Raw genomic sequence first — 19,825 nt, 5'->3', positions numbered from 1 at the left:
GTCAAAGCCCCGCCTGTTCGATCCGCGCAATCGCACGCGCCATCGCCTGCGCACGCGGCACGAAGCTTTCCACTTCGAGATATTCCTCCGGGCTATGCGCCAGCCCGCCCACCGGCCCGACAGCGCACAAGGTCGGTGCGCCCATCGCCGCGGTGAAGCCGGAATCGGCGCAGCCACCGGTGAACTCGCCCTCCACCTTCAGCCCGCTTTCCGCCGCCGCCGCCTGATAGATGGAGAAGACACGATCGGACGCCGGCGTCGGGTTCAGCGGCAGGAACTCCCCCTTGATGGTCAGGGCGGACTTCGTCCCCGGCACATAAGCCCGCGCCACGATGTCGTGGATCTTGCCCATGACCTCGTCGCGATCGGCCGGCTCGACATAGCGCAGGTCGATCTGGAACTGGCAGCTCGGCGCCGTGGTGTTCACTGACTGTCCGCCCTGGATCAGCCCGACATTCAGCGTCAGGCCGCGCTTGAGGTCGGTCAGCGCATCGATGGCGACGATCTTGTTCGCCGCCTCGCCGATCGCGCTGATGCCGGCTTCAAAATTGCCGCCCGAATGCGCGGCCTTGCCTTCGATATCGACCACGGAGAACACGCCGCCCTTGCGCGCCTTCACCACATTGCCCGAGACACGCCCCGGCTCGCTGTTGAAGACGACGCGGGCATTCTTCGCCTCGGCCTCGATGACGGGACGGCCTTCTGGGCTGCCGATCTCCTCGTCACCGGTAAACAGACCGACCAGCGGGCCCGGCGCGCCGCCGAACTTTGCATAGGCCGCGAGGACGAACATGTTCATCACGATGCCCGCCTTCATGTCGGCGACACCGGGGCCATAGGCGCGGCCATCCTTGATGGTGAAGGGGCGGCGTTCCGGCTCACCCTTCGGGAAGACGGTGTCGCGATGCCCCATCAGCACGATGTTGGCGCGCTGGTTGCCGGTGCCGAGCGCATGCCCGCCATCGACAATGCCGCGGATGCAATCGCCATGCTTCTCGCGCGGCACCACCTCGGTGGCGATACCGTGCGATTCGAGGAAACGCTTCACCTGCGCGCCGGTGCGATCGACGCCCGCCTTGTCGTAGGACCCGCCATCGGTGTTCACCATCTCGGCGAGTTCGGCAAGCATCGCCTCCTTCTGCGATGCCAGCCAGGCGGTGATCTGCGCTTCGGTGCTCATGCGGTGTCTCCTTGTCGGCGGAGATTTGCACCGCAAGGCGCGCTTCGCAAAGGGCCCCGGCCTTTGGCGGGGTGGCTTGGAGGGGCAGCGCCCCTCCAACCTTCTGCCCTACACCGCCGGCCAGCGCTGCGCCCAGGGATAGGCCGCCTCATACTGGCGCGCCAGCGCGATCAGCAGCCAATCCGCGCCGAAGGGACCGACCAACTGCACGCCGATCGGCAGCCCCTCCGGCGAGGGATCGCACGGCACGTTCAGCCCCGGCAGTCCGCCGGCATTGACGATGCCGGTGAAGGCACGGTGGTGCGGCGGACCGAACTTGGTCGCATCCCAGGGCAGCGCGCCGGCGGAGGGCGTGACGATCACGTCCCAGTCGCGGAAGGCGACGGCGAACTGCGCCTGCACCTCGCGGAAGGCATTGAGCGCGTCGATATAGTCGGCGGCCGAGATGGTCTCGGCGCGTTCCATCATCTCCTCGTAGATCGCGCCGATCTTGCCGCGCCATTCGCGCCCGCGCAGCGCCCAGGACAGGCCGGCCGCGCCGATCGACGGCCAATGCTTCTCGAACAAAGAGATATCGACCGGCAGCACACCTTCGGTGACGTGATGGCCGAGGGCGGCGAGCTTGCGCGCCGCCTCCGCGCAGGATTCGGCGACCGGCGCGTCCACCTGCCATTGCGCGATGCGCGGTACGTAGAGAATGCGCAGGCCCTTGGGCGGCGGCGGCTCCTCATGCGGGCCGGGCACCCCGATCGACAGGCGGTCCTCGTCCAGCGGCCCCTGGATGATCGAGAGTGTCAGCGCCAGGTCATCGACCGTGCGCGCCAGCGGCCCGATCACCTCGGCATCGTCGAGGATGATGGGCAGACCGTTGCGCCGCGCCACGCGCCCGGTGGAGGGCTTCAGCCCGACCAGCCCGCAATGGCTGGCCGGCCGGCGGATCGACCCGCCGCCATCGGTGCCGAGCGCGATCGGCCCGAAGCCCGAGGCGACCGAGGCCGCACCGCCGCCCGTGGAGGCACCCGAGGTCAGCGCCGTATTCCACGGGTTGCGCGTGGTGCCGAAGGATTTCGTGTCGACATTGCCGCGGCCGAGGGTGAATTCGGACACGTTGGTCTTGCCGAGAATGACCGCACCACCGGCACGCAGCCGCGCGACCGGCGTCTCGTCGGCCGTGGGCACGTAGTCGAGATACAGCTCGCTGCCCCAGGCGCAGGGCAGCCCGGCGACGGTGATGTTGTCCTTGATCGTCACCGGCACGCCATCGAGCGGGCCGAGTGGCTTGCCGGCGGCGTACCGCGCATCGGCGGCGGCGGCGGCTTCGGTCGCGCCGGCTTCATCGAGGATGGCGAAGGCGTTCAGCGCCGGGTTGGCCGCGGCGATGCGGTCGAGCACGGCGCGCAGCGCGGCACTCGGCGTCAGGGAACCGTCGCGGAAGCGCGCGGCCAGCGCGGTGGCGGGAAGCTGCCAGATGTTATCGGTCATGGGGTCTGTCTCTGTTTCAATGCGCCGGCGTGAAGAAGCGCGCGAGTGTGAACTCGTCCGCGCGCGGGACATAGGCGAGGGTGTTGCGGGTCGCCCAGATATTCACTTGATACAGGATCGGCACCAGGGCCTGGTCGGCCATGGCGCGGTCCTGCGCCTCCTCGAGCAACGCACGTCGGCTGCCGTCATCGACGGTGCCGAGCGCGCGGATGATGATCTCGTCAAGCGCCGGATTGGAATAGCGCCCCCGGTTGGCGACACCGAGGCCGCGGCCCCGATCGGGCGTGGCGAGCAACCCGCGCAGCGGCGAGGAGGCTTCTCCGGTATTGCTACCCCAGCCCAGCAGCATAGCCGAGAAGGCGTGGTTCGGTGGCCCGCCCTGGGAGAGGATGATGTTGAAGGGCATCGCCTCGGCCCGCAGCTCGATGCCCACGCGGGTCAGCATCTGCGCGACGGCCTGGAGGATCTGTTCGTCATTGGGGAAGCGGTCGTTCGGGCCATGGATGGTCAGGCGGAAGCCATTGGGATAACCGGCCTCGCGCAGCAGGCGGCGGGCGCCGTCCGGGTCGAAGGCCGGCGGCGGCAAGTGCGGGCTGGCGCCGAAGAAGCCCTCGGCAAGCAGGCCGCCGGCGGCTATCGCCTGGCCGCTCATCAGCCGCTCGACAATGGCCGGGCGGTTGATGGCCATGGAGATGGCGCGCCGCACGCGGACATCCCGCAGCGGGTTGGCGGGCAGCGGCTGCCCATCGCGCGCCGCGGCCTCCGGCGTCACCTCGCGGAAGGTGTCGAAGCTGATGAACATCACCCGGTTGGAGGTGGTGCGCCACAGCCGCATGTCCTGCCGGCGTTGCAGCGCATCGAGTTGCGAGATCGGCGCGGCCTCGATGCCATCGACGTCCCCGGCGAGCAGGCCGGCGACGCGGGCGCTGTCGTTTGGCACGATGCGTAGCGTCGCGCGTGCCCAGGCCGGTGCACCGCCCCAATAGGCATCGTTGCGTGCCAGCACCACGCGGTCGCCCGGCGTGAAGCTCTCGAAGCGGAAGGGACCGCTGCCGATCATCGCCGCACCCGAGCGGAACTCGGCGGTGCTCGCAGTCTCGAAACGGCGCGGGATAATGGCGATGACGGAGAGGTCGGTGGGCAGCAGCGGCTGCGGACCGCGTGTCTTGATGCGCAGGGTGCGCGCATCCAGCACCTCGACCGAATCAATGCCACGCACGAATTGCGTGAAGGGGCCCGGGCTGTTCGGCACGGCGGGCACACGGCGCAGGCTGGCGGCGACGTCCTCGGCCTCGACCGGTGATCCGTCATGGAACGCAACGCCGCCCCGCAGGCGGAATTCCCATTCCGTATCGGACAGCGCGTGCCAGGATTCGGCGAGGCCCGGCGTCAGTGCCTGGCGTTCATCCTGATGCACCAGCCTGTCGAAGACATGCGCGGCGATCGCGTTGTTCGGCACCAAGTTGTGGAAATGCGGATCGACCGCCGTCGGCGTCGCCGCCAAGGCCAGCGTCAGGGATTGCGCCATCGCCGTCTTCGCGGTGGCGACCAACAGGGCGGCCAGGGGTACTGCCCAATGCAGTCGCAGCCTTGGGGCCAGATGCCTCATCTTCACTCTCACTCGTGTCTCGCAGCCCGAAAATCCGGCAGTGTTGGCGCAGTCAGCATCTTTCATGCCGCAATCATTCGACTAAACGAGTTTCACCATCGATGAGCCTGGAGATCGCGATGCCGCTTCTGTCTTCCCGCCGCGCCCTGCTGGCCGCGACACTCGCTGCACCCGGCATCGCCTCGGCGCAGCCGGCGGGCTTCCCGAACAAGCCGCTGCGCGTCGTGGTGCCCTTCGCGCCCGGCGGCATCACCGACATCCTCGCGCGCGCCGCGGCGGAAGGCCTGGCGGCCAAGCTCGGCCAGCCGGTGGTGGTGGAAAACCGCGCCGGCGCGGGCGGCAATGTCGGCTCGGAAGCGGTCGCAAAATCGGCGCCGGATGGCTACACCATGCTCGCCGTTGGGCCGGCGGTGATGGGCATCGCGAAGCCGCTCTATGGCCGGCTGACGTATGATCCGGATGCCGATTTCGCCTGCCTCGGCATGCTCGGCGGCCAGGCCAATGTCATGCTGGTCAGCCCACGTGCCCTGCCGGAACCGACGCTGCCGGCACTGGTCGCCGCCGCCCGCGCCAAGCCCGGCGAGGTCGCCTTCGCCTCATCCGGCAGCGGTTCGCTCACGCATCTGACGGCGGAGCTCTTCGCCAAGGATGCCGGGCTGCAAATGCTCCACGTCCCCTATCGCGGCAGCCCGCCCGCGATGGCCGATCTGGTCTCCGGCCAGGTGGCGATGCTGTGCGACGCGCTGACCACGGCGCTGCCGCTGCATCAGGGCGGCCAGGTGCGCATCGTCGGCATCGCCGCCGGCACGCGCGCCGCCGAATTACCGGAGGTGCCGACGCTCGTCGAGGCCGGCTACCCCAATCTCGACGTGCCGAACTGGTTCGGCCTATTCGTCCCGGTCGCCACGCCGGCGCCGATCGCGCAGCGCCTGTCCGCCGCGCTGGCCGAGGTGACCGAAGCCGATTCCTATCGCGCGCTGATGCGCGCCCGCAGCGCGACACCGGTGGCGATCGGCGCCGGTGGCATCGATGGATTTCTCGCCCGCGAACGCACGCGCTGGGCCGAAGCGGTGCGCAGCAGCGGCGCGACGGCGGGCTGAATCGCCGCCGCATACCGACAACTGCGGAACAGGTCCCGCGGCGACCCACAGGGTTCACGGGACTGACCGCATCCAGTCATGCAGCCCGCCTAGCGTCCGCCCCGATCAGATCGGGGGATTCCATCATGACGCTTCGCCGCAGGTCCTTGCTCAGCGGCCTCGCCATCGGGGCCACGTTGCCGCGCGTCGCGATCGCCCAGGCCGACACGCGGCCGAGCATCACCATCGCCGTCCAGGTGCTGTCCACCTCCGGCACGCTGGAGCCGATGCGCGAACAGTCGAATGTCGGCTTCCGCATCATGCCCTCCTTCTCCGAGCCGCTGATCGGCATCGACTGGCTGGTGAGCCAGCGCGCAGAACCGATGCTCGCCACCGCCTGGCGCCGGATCGATGCGAAGACGCTGGAGCTGACGCTGCGCGACAACGTCGTGATGCATGACGGCCGCACCATGACGGCCGAGGATGTCGCCTTCACCTTCTCGCGCGAACGCATGTGGACGGGCCTCGCCGCCGACAGCCGCGGGTTGTTCGTCTCGACAACCGCCGGCCAGGGCGGCAAGACGCCGCCGCCGGAAGCTGTCGCCATCTCGCGCGCCCATTTCCCGGGCTTCGAGAAAATGGAAGTGGTCGATGCGCGCACGGTGCGCTTCGTCAATTCGGTGCCGGATGTAACGCTGGAAGGGCGGCTAACGCGCACCTCCGGCGCGATCTTCTCGCGCGCCGCCTTCGATGCGGCGCCATCCTGGCTGGACTGGGCGCGCAAGCCGGTCGGCACCGGGCCGTATCGCATCGTCTCGCACCGGCCGGGCCAAGATTTGGTGCTGGAAGCGCATGATGAATACTGGGGCGGGCGTCCGCCGCTGAAGTCGATCCGCCTGGTCGAAGTGCCGGATGTGGCCGGTCGGGTGAACGGGTTGCTCGCCGGCGACTACGATTTCATTTGCGACCTGCCGCCCGACCAGATCGGCGGCGTCGAGCGCAGCGCGCGCCATGAAGTGGTCGGCGGCCCGATCAACAACATCCGCCTCATCGTCTGGGACAAGACGCATCCGGTGCTGGCGAATCCGCTGGTACGGCGTGCCATGTCGCACAGCATCGACCGGCAGGCGATCGTGGACAGCCTATGGTCCGGCCGCACCGCGGTGCCGCGCGGGCTGCAATGGGATGTCTATGGCGAGATGATGATCCGCGATTGGGAAGCGCCGCGCTTCGATATCGCGGAGGCCCGCCGCCTGCTGCGCGAGGCGAATTACCGGGGCGAGCCGATCCCATATCAGTTGCTGAACAACTATTACACCGGCCAGGTCGCTTCCTCGCAGATCCTGGTCGAGGGCTGGCGCGCCGCCGGGCTCAACGTGCAAATCGAGATGAAGGAGAATTGGGGCCAGATCCTCGGCCGCTTCCCTGGCCGTGGGCTGTGCGACAATTCCAACACCGCGGTGTTCAACGACCCGGTCGCGCCGATGTCGGTCTATGGGCCGGGCGGGCAGACCTGGGCCGCCGGGCAGTGGCAGAACGACGAAGCGCCGCGCCTGCTGGATGCGCTGCAGGTCGAGACCGACCTGGCGAAGCGCCGCGCCACCTTCCAGCGGCTGCTGACGCTGACCGAACGCGAGGACCCCGCCTATACGGTGCTGTTCCAGACGGCGAACTTCACGGGCAAGCGGAAGGATATGCCCTGGCGGGCTTCGCAGTCCTTCGTGATGGAGTTCACCGCGCGTAATTGGGGGGCGTGAAGGTCGGGGGAGAGAACTCCCCCGAACCCCTCCTTTTTCTATCCATTGGAGACTGACGTCGGCGGCCAGTGCCAACAGGAAGAAAAAGGGAGGGAGTTTGGGGGAGGTTCTCCTCCCCCAACCTTCAATCCACCTTGCCAATCCGCTGCACCGCCCGCACCAGCCGCGCGCTGTCCTCGCGAAAGAAGGTCGCGAAAGCATCACCCACGCGAAAATCGATCGGGCTGCCGGCCGCAGCTAGCGCACGCTTCAGCCCCTCATCCTGCACCGCCTCGCGCAGTGACGCGCGCAGCCTGTCCTGCACCGAAGCGGGTGTCGCCACCGGCGCGAAGACGCCGGCCCAAATATAGAACTCAACGTCGCGATAGCCTTTCTCGATGAAAGTCGGCACATCTTCGAAACCCGGCGCGCGCGTGGCACCCCACTGCGCGAGCGCGCGCAGCTTGCCGTCGCGCACCTGCGACAGCGCCGGGCCAGGCCCGGAGGAGAGTGCCTGCACCGTACCGGAGAGCAACGCCGTCATCGCCGGCCCGCCGCCCTGGAACGGCACATGCAGCAGGTCGATGCCGGCGGCGCCGGCGAACATCGCCATGGCGACATGCAGCGTCGAATAGTTGCCGGCCGAGGAATAGGTGATCGCACCGGGGCGACGCTTCGCATCCTCGACGAAGTCTTCAAGCGTGCGCCACGGTGAATCGGCATTCACCACCAGCACCGTGGGGTCGGCGGTGATCAGCGCGATCGGCGCCAACTGGTCCACGGTGTAGGATGGCGCCCGGCCATTGAGGCGGTCCGCCTCCGGCAACATGGCGAGCGAGGAGAGCGCCATCAGCAGCGTATAGCCATCCGGCGTGGCGCGGGCGACGGAGGCATTGCCGATCGCACCGCCCGCACCGCCGCGATTCACCACCGGGACCGGCTGGCGCCAGAGGCGTTCGAGCGCCGAGGAGACCGGCCGCGCCACGATGTCGGCCTGGCCACCAGGCGGGAAGGCCACAACCATCTGCACGGCGCGGGACGGGTACGCGTCCTGGGCGTTGGCGAGGCCGGGCGCCAGGATGACGCCGGCGCCACCGGCCAGCAGCTCGCGTCTTTTCATGTGTTGTTTCCTCCCGGTTGCTTGGTTCGTTCAGGTCACGCGACAGGGTTCTCCAACACGCCGATCCCCGGCACCTCTATGCGAATCCTGTCGCCCGGCTTCAGGAAGCGAGGCGGCGTGAAGCCGATCCCCACGCCCGCCGGCGTGCCGGTCGCGATGATGTCGCCCGGTTCCAGCGTGATCGCCGCGCTGATGGTGGCGATCAGCGTCGGGATGGCGAAGATCAGGTCGTTGATCGGTGCGCGCTGGCGCAATTCGCCATTCACCCAGGTCGAAATGGCGAGTCTCGGCGGCACGCCGGCCGCATCCGCGGTGACGATGGCCGGGCCCATAGGACAGTAGCCGTCGATGCCCTTGCCGAGGATCCATTGGCGATGCTTGTGCTGCAGCGTCCGCGCCGTCACGTCGTTGACGATGGTGTAGCCGAAGACATGGGCATAGGCGTCGGCCTCGCTGATGCCGCGCCCGCCGCGGCCGATGACGACGGCGATCTCGCCCTCGTAGTCCGTGCTGTTGGACGTATCGAGGTAGGACGGGATCGGGTCATGCGGGCCGATCACGCTGGTGGGCGGCTTGGAGAACACCACCGGCGCCTCGGGCACGACTTCCTTGGCGGTGGCGTCGAAGCCACTGGAGGCGAATTCCTTCGCGTGCTCGTGGTAGTTCTTGCCAACGCAGAAGATGTTCTTCGCCGGGCGCGGGATGGGGGCGAGGATAGTGGCGCCCTCGACGACCGGCGCCGTCATCGCGGCGGCACGCGCGGCGGCGAGCGCCGCCTCCCCGCCCGCGATCAGCCCCAGCATTCCCTGCGGCAGCGCGGCGTCCGCCGCGAGCAGGTCGAGCACCTGTCCCGCCTCATCCAGCGCGCCGAGGCGCGTGCCCTTGGCGTCCTTGAATGTGACCAGCCGCATGCGAACCCTCCCTTACCGCTTGCGCACGAATTCGGTGCGCAGGACCAAACCCTTGATCGCCTCGTAGCGGCAGTCGATCTCCTCGTCACTGTCGGTCAGGCGGATCGAGCGGATCACGGTGCCCTGCTTCAGCGTCTGGCCGGCGCCCTTCACCTTCAGGTCCTTGATGACGGTGACGGAATCGCCGTCGGCCAGTTCATTGCCGGCCGAATCGCGCACCACCCGCTTGCCGGCTTCGGCGGCAGCGGCGGCGACCTCGGCGGCCGGGCGCCATTCGCCGGTCGTTTCGTCATAGACGTAGTCGTCGCTGTCCTCGGCCATCTCAGCCTCCCTTGGCGAGGCGGCCGGTCTCGGCCGGGTTGGCCAGCGGCAACGTCGCCGCCATCTCAAGCGCCCGCGCGCCGCGAAAGGCAAGGTCGTCGCGATACAGTGCCGCCACCACCTGCACGGCGCGTGGCATGCCCTCCCCGTCGAGTGCCACCGGCACGCTGATCGCCGGCTGGCGCGTCAGGTTGAAGGCGAAGGTCCAGGGTGCCCAGTCGCGCCACAGCGCCTCGGCCGGCTTCAGCGTCGGCTGGTCGGCGGCGAAGGCGGCGGTCGGCGTGCAGGCGGTCAGCACCAGGTCGTAGCGCTGGTGGAAGCGCGCCATGGCGTGCGCGGCCTCGAGCCGCATCGCCTCGGCGGCGAGGTAGTCCACCGCGGACATCTCGCCGTTCTTCCGCGCGACTTCGAGGATGCCGGCATCGAGCAATTCATGTTTCTCGAGCGGGATGGTGGCGAGCACGCGCGACAGCGCCACGCCCCAGACCCGTCCGAAGATGGCGCGGGTGTCGGGCAGGCCGGGGTCGGCTTCCTCGACCAGCGCGCCCTGCTCGGCAAGCATCTGCGCAGCACCCGTCAGCACGGCGTCGCCATCGGCATCGAGCGGCGGCTCGAAGCCCATCCGTCGCACCACGGCGACGCGCAGGCCGGCGACGCCGTCCTCGATGCCATGGCGCCAGTCGCGCGGTTCATCGGGCAGGCAATAGGGGTCGCGCAGATCGAAGCGCGCCATGGCCGAGAACATCAGCGCCGCGTCGCGCACCGTCCGGGTCATCGGCCCGGCCGCGGCGACATGGCCGAAGGCGCCGAGCGGCCATTGCGGGATGCGACCGAAGGTGGGCTTCACGCCAACCAGCCCGCAATAGGCCGCCGGGATGCGAATCGATCCCCCCGCATCGGTGCCGATATGCAATGGCCCGAAACAGGCCGCCCCCGCCGCTCCGGCGCCGGAGGAGGACCCACCCGGCGTGCGCTGCGGGTTCCACGGATTGCGCGTGATGCCGTGCAGCGGGCAGTCGCCCGGGGACTTCCAGCCGAATTCCGTGGTGGTGGTCTTACCAAGGATGACCGCGCCGGCCTCCTTCAGCCCCATCACGGCCGGGGCGTCCTCGGTGGCGACGGTGGTGTCGGTGGTGCGGCTGCCGCGCCGGGTCGGGAAGCCGGCCAGGTTCAGCAGGTCCTTCACCGTGGCAGGCACGCCGTCGAGCGGGCCGATCGGGCGGCCGGCGGCCCAGCGCGCCTCGCTCTCGCCGGCGGCGCGCAGCGCATGCGGGTTCATCGCCGCGAAGGCGTTGACCCAGGGGTTGTAGCGGGCGACGCGCTCCATCACGGCCTTCAGCGCCTCGACCGGCGACAGCGCGCGGCGTGCGTAGAGGCCGAGCAGCGTCTCGGCGGACATCAGGGCGGGATCGGTCTCAGACATGGGGCCACCATGTCCTCCCGACCCGCACTGTTCAAGTCAGGCGGCGTTCAGTACGCGCCCGGCGCGGCAGCTCATCAGCGGCTGGATATGCTGGCCGAATTTGTCGAGGCCGAGCAGGAAATCGTCGAAGGTCAGCATGATGCCCTTCACGCCGGGCATCGATGCCACCTCGTCCAGCATCTTCGCTACATGCGCATAGGAGCCGACCAGCGTGCCCATGTTGAAGTTGATCGGCGAGGGCGAGCGCAGCACCGCCGCAGCCATCGATGTGTCCGCCGCCGTGGTGTCCTCGGCCGCCTTGCCGAGCAGATGGGCCAGCGCCTCCTTGTCGGCGCCCTGGTTGTAGAGGTCCCACTTGGCCATCGCCGCCGCGTCGGTCTCCTCGGCGATGACCATGTAGAGCATGTAGGCGCCGACATCGCGGCCGGTCTTCTTACCTGCTTCCAGCACGCGGGCGGGTACCGACGCGGCGCGGGTCGGTTCGTTCACCCCCTCGCCGAGGCAGAAATTGTAGTCGCAAAGTTCGGCGGCGAATTCCATGCCGCGGTCGGATTGACCGGCGGCGACCACCTTGATCGGCTTCTTCGGCCGTGGGCTCAGGACGCAATCGTCCATCTGGAAGAACTCGCCCTTGCGGTTCGACAGGCCGGTCTCCCACAGATCGCGCAGGATGCGCACATATTCCGTGCTGTAGTCGTAGCGCTTGCCGAAATGCTGGTCACCCGGCCACAGCCCCATCTGGCTGTATTCGATCTTGTGCCAGCCCGAGACGATGTTGACGCCGAACCGCCCGCCCGAAACGTCGTCGATCGTGCTGGTCATGCGCGCCACCATCGCCGGCGGCAGCGTCAGCACCGCTGTCGAGGCGAACAGCTTGATGCGGGTGGTCACCGCCGCCAGCGAGGCCATCAGGGTGAAGGATTCGAGTCCATGGTCCCAGAACTCGGTCTTGCCGCCGAAACCATGCAGCTTGATCATCGAAAGCGCGAAGTCGAAGCCATAGCCTTCGGCCTTCTGCACCACCGCCTTGTTGAGCTCGAAGCTCGGCATGTATTGCGGCGAGGTGGCCGAGAGCAGCCAGCCATTGTTGTTGATCGGAATGAAGACGCCGATGTCCATGGTTCGCTCCGCTGCGGGTTGGCCTGGCAAAGGCCGCCGGTTGACCCCGGCCGCACCGCAAGTACCGTGCCATCCTTGGATGGGCGGAGATGAGCGATGAACGACAGCACGGCGAAGCCTTGGGACTGGAGCGAGCCGGAATGGCGGCGCATCGTCGGGCGCGCGCGCGCCGGACGGTCCCTGGCCCCCGCGTCCTGGCCGGGTGGGGCGCGCTGCGCCGTCGCCCTGTCCTTCGATGCGGACCATGAGACGATCCCGCTGCGCGATTCCGACGAAAGCCCGATGCGCATCAGCCAGGGCCAGTACGGCGCGCGCCAGGGCGTGAAGCGCATCCGCGCGCTGCTCGACCGTCATGGCGTGCGGGCGTCCTTCTTCTACCCGGCCGTCTCCGCGCTGCTGCATCCGGAGGAAGTGCGCGCCGTCGCCGATGAAGGCCACGAGATCGGCATCCATTCCTGGATCCATGAGGCCAACACGCAGCTGCCGCCGGGCGTCGAGCGCGAGCTGACCTTCCGCGCCACCGACACGCTCGAGAAGATCAGCGGCCGCCGCCCGGTCGGCATCCGCACCGCCTCGTGGGATTTCTCCGTCGATACGATGGACATCATCCGCGAGCTTGGCCTGCTGTATGATTCCTCGCTGATGGCCGATGACGACCCCTATGAACTGGAGGTCCAGGGCGAGGCGACCGGCATCGTCGAATTGCCGCCCGAATGGATCCGCGACGATGCGGTCTATTTCAACATGCTGCGCTTCTCCGGGCTGCGGCCCTATACGCCGCCCTCCGCGGTGGAGGAGATCTTTCGCGCCGAATTCGAGGGTGCGGTCGCCGAGGGCGGGCTGTTCCTGTTGACGATGCACCCGCATGTCATCGGCCATCGTAGCCGCATCGCGCTGCTGGATCGGCTGGTCGCCTATATGAAGGGCACGCCGGGCGTCTGGTTCGGCACGCATGAAGAGGTGGCGCGTTGGTGCGCGACACAGGCCGGCATGCCGGCCACGGCCTGAACCGCCCTTACGGCCGCGCTGGTGCTACTGCGCCAGCGCGGCGCTCCACGGGCTCATCACGTCGGAGATGCCCTCGCGCGTGCCGTCGGCGGTGATGCGGATCAGGTTCGGGCAGGCGAAGTTCACCGGCAGCACGGCGTGTTCCACCTCCGTCACCTCGTCATCTGCGGCGAGTGCCGCGAGCGTCTCGGCGCCGAGGCGGATGTCGGCGGTCACCCCCTCCGGGCCCGAGACGTCGAGGCGCGGGTGATGTGCCGCCTGGTTCGGCGTCATGCCGAAATCGGCGACGTAGGAGAGCGTCTGGAACACCGAGGCCATGATGCGCCGCCCGCCGGAGGCGCCGAGCGCGATGGAGGGCGCATCACCCTCGGCGGCGATAACGGGGCACATGTTGGTCAGCGGCCGCTTGCCGGGGGCGATGGCGTTCTTCGCCTCGGGGCGCGGGTCGAACCACATGACGCCGTTGTTCATCAGCACGCCCGAGCGCGGCAGCACGACGCGGCTGCCCATCGACGACAGCAGCGTCGTGGTCATCGCGACCATCATCCCGTCCTTGTCGCAGACGGTCAGGTGGGTGGTGCAGGATTCGGCGGCCTTCGGTTCGGCATCGCCGAGGCCGGCGAGGCGTTCGGCATAGGCGTCGCGCAGCACGTGGGCGAGTTGCGCATACCAGGCGGCGGATGGCGCGGCGCCCGAGAAATCCGCGCCGCGCATGCCTTCCAGCACGCGCATCAACGTCGGCGCCGCCGTCAGACCATTGGCCAGGAACAGGCGTTTGCCGCGCCAGGATGCCTCCAGCGCCGGCTTCACGATCGCCTTGCAGCCGGCCAGGTCGGCGGCGTTGATCGGCGAGCCCATGTCACGGAAATCGGCCAGCAGCTCGCTGGCGACGCCACCCTCATAGAAGTCACGCAGGCCGGCGGAGGCGAGGCCTTCCAGCGTCTCGGCCAGCTTGCCCTGACGGAAGAAGCCCGGGCTGCCCTGGTAGGGGGCAACCGGCGGCAGGCCGTTCGGCAAGTAGATGCGCGCGGATTCCGCGTACATCCGCAATACCGCGGCGCTGTTGGCGACCTTGAGTGTCGTAAACCAATCCTGCGCGAGGCCACGCCTGGCCAGGGCGATCGCCGGTTCCATCACCACCGAGAGCGGCAGCTTGCCGTGGCGCGCATGCAACTCGGCATAGCCCGCCACCGAGGACGGGATGGCGAAGGAGAGCGGGCCATGGACGTTGCGGTCCTCGAAGACCTCGGGCCAGGTGAAGAGGTCGTTCTTCATCTTCCCCGTCATCGGGAAGGCGGCGGGGTCGAGCGCGTGGGGCGAGACCGGGCCGAAGTCGAAGGTCTGCGGTGCGAGGCCGGGGCCGGCGACCTGCGTGAAACCGATGCCACCCAGCCCGGAGTTCCACGGCTCGACGACGGCGAGGGCGAAGGCGGTGCCGACCGCGGCATCGGCCGCCGTGCCGCCGGCTTCGAGAAGGGCGATGCCGGCCTCGGCGGCGTCGCGCGCCTGGGAGGCGACCATGCCGCGCTTGCCGGTAGCGCCGGGCTTGGTCACCTGCCAGTGCTGGCTGACATGCGGGGGTGGGGTCCAGGCCATGGTGGCGTCCTCGTTTATCGGCGTTCGGGCGGCAGCCTCGCGCCGGCCGCGGCGGGGGGCAAGCCCTGGCCGATTTGACGCCGCCCGATACGGGCATCGATCCTGCATGGGCAATATCGCAGGGACAGGCTGGAGGTGAGACATGGAGCCCGCAGTGCTGTCGGCCGTTTCGGCCCTGGCGGGGTCGGCGATCGGCGCCTTCGCATCGCTCGCCACCGCCTGGGTCAGCCAGCGCGGCACGCATCGGCAGCAGCGCCAGACCGCCGAAATCGTGAAGCGCGAAGCGCTCTACGTCGAGTTCATGCAGGAAGCGGCGCGGCTGCTGCTGGATTCGCTGGAGCATGAAGGGGCGCCGGCCGAGAGCTTCGCGGGGCTCTATGCGCTGATGGGCCGCATCCGGCTGTTCGCCACGCCGGCGGTGACGGAGCAGGCCGAGGGAGTCCTGGAGCACATCATCCAGACCTATGCCGCGCCGAACAGGACCTTCGCCGAGATCGCCGCGGAGGCGGGGCGGATCCACAATGATCCGCTCAGGGGATTCAGCGAGGCCTGCCGCGACGAGCTGGCGTGGGTGGGGCGCGGCTGATTTCGCAACCTCGGAAAACGCAGTAGACAGTTCGGCTGGAAATTCGCCCCACTTGGGGTTGACGTCTGACCGGTGGGAGAGAGTGACGATGGCAGCGAGCAACGGCCTTCAGGTAGCGCCTGCACTTCGTGCCTTCATGGAAACCGAGGCCCTGCCCGGCACCGGGGTGGATGCGGCGCGGTTCTGGAGCGGGATGGAGACCGTCCTGCGCGAACTCGCGCCCGCCAACGCCGTGCTGCTGCGCAAGCGTGACGAGCTGCAGGCCAAGATCGACACCTGGCACCGCGCGCATCCGGCGCAGCCGATCGACCTGCGTGCCTACGCCGCCTTCCTGGAAGGGATCGGCTATCTGGCGCCCGAACCGGCCGAGGTCGCGGTCGGCACCGCCGATGTGGATGCCGAGATCGCCTCGATGGCCGGGCCGCAGCTCGTCGTGCCGGTCTCCAATGCCCGCTATGCGTTGAATGCGGCGAATGCACGCTGGGGCAGCCTCTATGATGCGTTGTACGGCACCGACGCCATCCCGCAGGACGGGCCGAAGGCGAAGGGGTATGACCCGGCGCGCGGGGCAAAGGTGATCGCCAGGGCGCGCGCGGTGCTCGACCAGGCGGCGCCGCTCGCCGCGGGCAGCCATGCGGATGCGACGGGCTACCGGCTCGAGGCCGGGGCGCTGGCGGTGACGCTGAAGGACGGGACGACGACCGGGCTGGCGGAGCCCGCGAAATGCGTGGGCTTCCTGGGGGACGCGGCGTCACCGACCGCGCTGCTGTTCGTCAATAACGGGTTGCATATCGAGGTGGTGTTCGACCGCACGCATCCGATCGGCAAGACTGATGCCGCGGGCATCGCCGATGTGGTGATGGAAGCGGCGCTGACGACGATCCAGGATTGCGAGGATTCCGTCGCCGCCGTCGATGCCGAGGACAAGGTCGAGGTCTATCGGAACTGGCTCGGCCTGATGAAGGGCGACCTGACGGCCGAGTTCGAGAAGGGCGGCCAGACCATGGTGCGCCGGCTGAACGCCGACCGCGTGTTCACCAAGCCCGGCGGCGGGACGCTGACGCTGCATGGCCGCTCGGTGATGCTGGTGCGCAATGTCGGTCACCACATGATGACCGACGCCGTCACGCTCGATGGCGCGGAGGTGCCCGAGACCATCATCGACGCGCTGTGCACCGTGGCGATCGCGATGCACGACATCCAGGGCAAGCGGATGAATTCGCGCGCCGGGTCGGTCTATATCGTGAAGCCGAAGATGCACGGACCGGAGGAAGTGGCCTGGGCGAACACGCTGTTCGGCCGCGTCGAGGAAGCGCTCGGCCTGAAGCCCGCCACGGTGAAGATGGGCATCATGGACGAGGAGCGGCGCACCACCGTGAACCTCAAGGCCTGCATCGCCGCCGCCAAGGATCGGGTGGTGTTCATCAACACCGGGTTCCTCGACCGCACCGGGGACGAGATCCATACCTCGATGGAGGCCGGCCCGGTCGTGCGCAAGAACGACATGAAGGCGCTGCCCTGGATCAAGGCCTATGAGGACTGGAACGTCGATACCGGGCTGATCTGCGGGCTGCGCGGGCGTGCGCAGATCGGCAAGGGCATGTGGGCGATGCCGGACATGATGGCGGCGATGCTGGAGCAGAAGGTCGGGCATCCGAAGGCCGGCGCGAATACCGCCTGGGTGCCCTCCCCCACCGCGGCGACGCTGCATGCGCTGCATTACCACGAGGTGGATGTGGCGGCGCGGCAGGAGGAACTGTTCGAGGGCGGGCGCCGGGCCAAGCTCGACGACATCCTGACCATTCCGCTGGCGCGCGACACCAATTGGTCGCCGGCCGATGTGCAGGCGGAACTCGACAACAATGCGCAGGGCATCCTCGGTTATGTCGTGCGCTGGGTGGACCAGGGGGTGGGCTGTTCCAAGGTGCCGGACATCAACGATGTCGGGCTAATGGAAGACCGCGCGACGCTGCGGATTTCGTCGCAGCACATCGCCAATTGGCTGCGGCATGAGGTGGTGACCTCGCAGCAGGTGATGGACACGATGCAGCGCATGGCCGCCGTGGTGGACCGGCAGAATGAAGGCGATGCCGCCTATACGCCGATGGCGCCGGGCTTCGACGGGCCGGCCTTCAAGGCGGCGTGCGACCTGGTGTTCGAAGGGGCGAAGCAGCCCAACGGGTATACCGAATTCGTGCTGACGAAGCGGCGGCGGGAAGCCAAGGCGGCGGGATGAATTCCACGCCGGCGACAGGAGCGCAGACTTGCCGGTTCTGGATATCGAAGGTGCATGGCAGTAGGGACGGCGGTGGTTCATAATCCGATTCAATCCGGAAACGGACTGCCGGAAAAGAGGTCGCGCGCCATGCCCATTGCCCCATCATCCGAAGCCGCGGCGCGGCTGTCCCGTCGCCTCGCCTTGGCCCTGCCGGCCGCGGCGGTCGCGGCGCCCGCGCTGGCGCAGGGCGCTGCCCTGAGCGACGCCGAAGCCGCGCGCATCGCCGCCGAGGCCTATGTCTTCGGCTACCCGCTGGTCACCATGGAGATGACGCGGCGCGTCTCGACCAATGTACCGGATGCCACGGCGCAGGTGGGCCGCGCGCCGATGGGGCAGTTCCACATGTCGCGCTCCTATCCGACGGCCGCCTTCCGCGACGTGACGGCGCCCAATGCGGATACGCTGTACTGCACGGCCTGGCTCGATCTCGGCGCCGAGCCGTGGGTGGTGTCCTGGCCGGCCATGCCCGACCGCTACTATCTGATGCCGATGCTGGACGGCTGGACGAATGTGATCGCGGCGGCCGGGTCGCGCACCACCGGCAATCAAGCTCAGACCTATGTGATCGCGGGCCCGACGTTCCGCGGCGCGACGCCGCCGGGCATTCCGGTGATCCGCTCGCCGACCGACCTGCTGTGGATCCTCGGCCGCGTCTATTGCACCGGCACGCCGGAGGATTACGCGGCGGTGCACGCCATTCAGAACCGCATGACGCTGCAGCCACTGTCGAGCTATGGACAGGCCTGGACGCCACCAGCCGGCCGCGTCGATCCGGCGATCGACATGCGCACCGGCGTCCGCGCGCAGGTGGATCGGCTGAACGGCGTCGACTACTTCCGGATGCTCTCGGCGCTGATGGCGGCGAACCCGCCCGCCGCGGCGGATGCATCCTTCGTCGCGCGGATGGCGCGGCTCGGGCTGGTGCCGGGACGGCCCTTCGACGCGACGCGGGCGCCACAGGCGGTGCGTCGCGCCATCGACGGCGCGCCGCGTGTCGGCCAAGCCGCCGTCGCCGGGCGGATTCGCTCCAGCGAGACCCGCGCGCGGCAGACCAACAACTGGTTCGTCATCACCCAGACGGGGACCTATGGGACGGACTACCTGAACCGTGCCTACGTCACCGCGGTCGGGCTCGGTGCCAACCATCCGCAGGACGCCGTCTACCCTTTCACCGAGGTGGATTCGAGCGGCCAAAAGCTGAGCGGTGCCAATCGCTACAGGCTACGCTTCCCGGCGGGGCAGCGGCCGCCGGCTCGGGGCTTCTGGTCGTTGACGATGTATGATTCGAATTTCTTCTTCGTCGACAACCCGCTCAACCGCTACACGCTGAGCTCGCGCAACGCGCTGACATCCAATGCCGATGGCACCACCGACCTGCTGATCCAGGCCGATGCCCCCGGGTCGGATCGCCAGGCCAACTGGCTGCCGGCGCCGCGCGACGGCTTCGTGCTGATGTTCCGCCTGTATTGGCCGATGTCGGCGCCGGCATTCTCGGTGCTCGACGGCAGCTGGTACCCGCCACAGGTGACGCGCGCCTGACCCGGCCGGCCAAGCGCCGGGCTATCCGGCCCCGGCCCCTTCGGCGTCCCGCCGCGGGGCCAGGGCGCTCGGGCATGATGCGTGATCAGGTCTGCGCCACCGTGCCATAGGCCTCCGCATAGGCCTCGACGAGCGCCTCATCCAGCGCCCTACCCGGCTGATACGCGTTGAGGTCCGCCCCGCGCTTTACCCCGGCCATCAGCCGCGGGCAGGGTTCGGGCTCACCCAGCACCATGCGCACGGGCATCCGCTCGGCGTAGATGGGCAGGGCGTAGTCCTCCTCCTCCTCGCCGATGCCATCGATGCGGATCTTGGCCGAGGCAGTCTCGATTTCCATCGACACCACCGACGTCGCCTTGAACTCCTGCGCGTTGATCTCGCGCAGCCCGGCGGTGCGGTTGGGGTAGAAGCGGTCGACCATCATCGTCAACGCCTGGCGCTTGTGGTCCGGGTCGGTCACCAGCCGCGCCCGGCCGAAACACATGGCCGCGCGGTAGTCGACCGAATGGTGAAAGCCGCTGCGCGCCATCACCAGCGCATCGAGATGCGCCACCGTCAGGCAGGCCGGCTGGCCGTCCGAGAGGTTGCGCAGCATCCGGCTGGCGCTGCTGCCGTGCCAGTACAGATGCGTCCCCTCCCGCCAGAACAGCGTCGGCGTGCAGTAGGGCTGGCCGTCGATGACGTAGGAGACGTGGCACATCATCGAGGCGTCGAGGATGCGATGCACCGTGGCGTGGTCATAGGCGCCGCGGCGATGGACGCGCTTGACCTTGTTGCGGGCCTCGATCGGGTAGCTGGGCATGGCGGTGTCGGGCATCGGCTTGTCCTGGTTTGACAG

The 19,825-nt window shown here is 68.6% G+C and carries 16 protein-coding genes; 6 read left to right on the top strand and 10 right to left on the bottom strand.

The genetic code is table 11. The features are described from left to right. Position 1: 1 nt before the first annotated feature. The 3 genes from IEY36_RS24445 to IEY36_RS24435 all read right to left on the bottom strand — a co-directional run bounded on the left by IEY36_RS24445 (position 2) and on the right by IEY36_RS24435 (position 4,271). On the bottom strand, positions 2-1,180 hold the full coding sequence (locus tag IEY36_RS24445) for a M20 family metallopeptidase (RefSeq protein WP_188971833.1): 1,179 nt from the start codon (positions 1,178-1,180) through the stop codon (positions 2-4). Between the two features lie 108 nt (positions 1,181-1,288). Continuing rightward, positions 1,289-2,662, bottom strand: a complete 1,374-nt coding sequence (locus IEY36_RS24440) for an amidase (RefSeq protein ID WP_188971831.1) — start codon at positions 2,660-2,662, stop codon at positions 1,289-1,291. Positions 2,663-2,678: 16 nt separating this feature from the next. Continuing rightward, positions 2,679-4,271 carry an ABC transporter substrate-binding protein gene (locus tag IEY36_RS24435; protein ID WP_188971829.1) on the bottom strand — a complete coding sequence of 531 codons (1,593 nt, stop codon included), beginning with the start codon at positions 4,269-4,271 and terminating at the stop codon, positions 2,679-2,681. A 119-nt stretch (positions 4,272-4,390) separates the two neighbouring features. On the opposite strand from IEY36_RS24435, the gene IEY36_RS24430 reads away from it, so the two are divergent. Both IEY36_RS24430 and IEY36_RS24425 read left to right on the top strand, forming a co-directional pair. Further along, positions 4,391-5,371: a Bug family tripartite tricarboxylate transporter substrate binding protein gene (locus tag IEY36_RS24430; protein WP_188971827.1), complete on the top strand. Its 981-nt coding sequence runs from the start codon at positions 4,391-4,393 to the stop codon at positions 5,369-5,371. A 125-nt stretch (positions 5,372-5,496) separates the two neighbouring features. After that, the gene (locus IEY36_RS24425) at positions 5,497-7,107 is read left to right on the top strand and encodes an ABC transporter substrate-binding protein (protein ID WP_188971825.1); all 1,611 of its coding nucleotides are present in this window, start codon (positions 5,497-5,499) and stop codon (positions 7,105-7,107) included. A gap of 124 nt (positions 7,108-7,231) precedes the next feature. On the opposite strand, the gene IEY36_RS24420 is transcribed toward IEY36_RS24425, so the two are convergent. Genes IEY36_RS24420 through rutA form a run of 5 tightly spaced genes read right to left on the bottom strand, consistent with a single transcriptional unit; the run spans position 7,232 to position 11,980 of the window. Next, positions 7,232-8,206 carry a Bug family tripartite tricarboxylate transporter substrate binding protein gene (locus tag IEY36_RS24420; RefSeq protein WP_188971823.1) on the bottom strand — a complete coding sequence of 325 codons (975 nt, stop codon included), beginning with the start codon at positions 8,204-8,206 and terminating at the stop codon, positions 7,232-7,234. Between the two features lie 35 nt (positions 8,207-8,241). Further along, on the bottom strand, positions 8,242-9,117 hold the full coding sequence (locus tag IEY36_RS24415) for a fumarylacetoacetate hydrolase family protein (protein WP_188971821.1): 876 nt from the start codon (positions 9,115-9,117) through the stop codon (positions 8,242-8,244). Between the two features lie 12 nt (positions 9,118-9,129). Then, positions 9,130-9,438 (bottom strand): zinc ribbon domain-containing protein YjdM, encoded by a 309-nt coding sequence (locus IEY36_RS24410; RefSeq protein WP_188971819.1) that lies wholly within the window; start codon positions 9,436-9,438, stop codon positions 9,130-9,132. Position 9,439: 1 nt separating this feature from the next. Further along, complete coding sequence (locus IEY36_RS24405; RefSeq protein ID WP_188971817.1) at positions 9,440-10,861, bottom strand: amidase; 1,422 nt, start codon at positions 10,859-10,861, stop codon at positions 9,440-9,442. Positions 10,862-10,897: 36 nt separating this feature from the next. Continuing rightward, a complete protein-coding gene (gene rutA, locus IEY36_RS24400; RefSeq protein ID WP_188971815.1) occupies positions 10,898-11,980 on the bottom strand; it encodes a pyrimidine utilization protein A in 1,083 nt (360 codons plus the stop codon). Between the two features lie 96 nt (positions 11,981-12,076). Here rutA and IEY36_RS24395 point away from each other — a divergent pair, with 96 nt between their 5' ends. Further along, entirely contained in the window at positions 12,077-12,988 is a 912-nt protein-coding gene (locus tag IEY36_RS24395) for a polysaccharide deacetylase family protein (protein ID WP_188971813.1), read from the top strand. A 24-nt stretch (positions 12,989-13,012) separates the two neighbouring features. Here IEY36_RS24395 and IEY36_RS24390 read toward each other — a convergent pair whose 3' ends face one another. Continuing rightward, positions 13,013-14,584: a gamma-glutamyltransferase gene (locus IEY36_RS24390; protein ID WP_188971811.1), complete on the bottom strand. Its 1,572-nt coding sequence runs from the start codon at positions 14,582-14,584 to the stop codon at positions 13,013-13,015. 142 nt (positions 14,585-14,726) lie between these two features. Here IEY36_RS24390 and IEY36_RS24385 point away from each other — a divergent pair, with 142 nt between their 5' ends. From IEY36_RS24385 to IEY36_RS24375, 3 genes are all read left to right on the top strand, one after another. Next, positions 14,727-15,170, top strand: coding sequence for a hypothetical protein (locus IEY36_RS24385; RefSeq protein WP_188971809.1), 444 nt, complete (start codon positions 14,727-14,729; stop codon positions 15,168-15,170). Between the two features lie 88 nt (positions 15,171-15,258). Next, positions 15,259-17,406 carry a malate synthase G gene (locus IEY36_RS24380; protein WP_188971807.1) on the top strand — a complete coding sequence of 716 codons (2,148 nt, stop codon included), beginning with the start codon at positions 15,259-15,261 and terminating at the stop codon, positions 17,404-17,406. A gap of 129 nt (positions 17,407-17,535) precedes the next feature. Continuing rightward, a complete protein-coding gene (locus tag IEY36_RS24375; protein ID WP_188971805.1) occupies positions 17,536-18,987 on the top strand; it encodes a DUF1254 domain-containing protein in 1,452 nt (483 codons plus the stop codon). Between the two features lie 85 nt (positions 18,988-19,072). On the opposite strand, the gene IEY36_RS24370 is transcribed toward IEY36_RS24375, so the two are convergent. Then, a complete protein-coding gene (locus tag IEY36_RS24370) occupies positions 19,073-19,804 on the bottom strand; it encodes a pyridoxamine 5'-phosphate oxidase family protein (protein WP_229681551.1) in 732 nt (243 codons plus the stop codon). Positions 19,805-19,825: the final 21 nt, after the last annotated feature.

Origin of the sequence: Neoroseomonas lacus, assembly GCF_014644535.1 — a bacterium.
Taxonomy (GTDB): Bacteria; Pseudomonadota; Alphaproteobacteria; order Acetobacterales; family Acetobacteraceae; genus Neoroseomonas; species Neoroseomonas lacus.
Note: the sequence above shows the minus strand (reverse complement) of the source record. Positions and strands in the feature narration are given on the sequence as shown.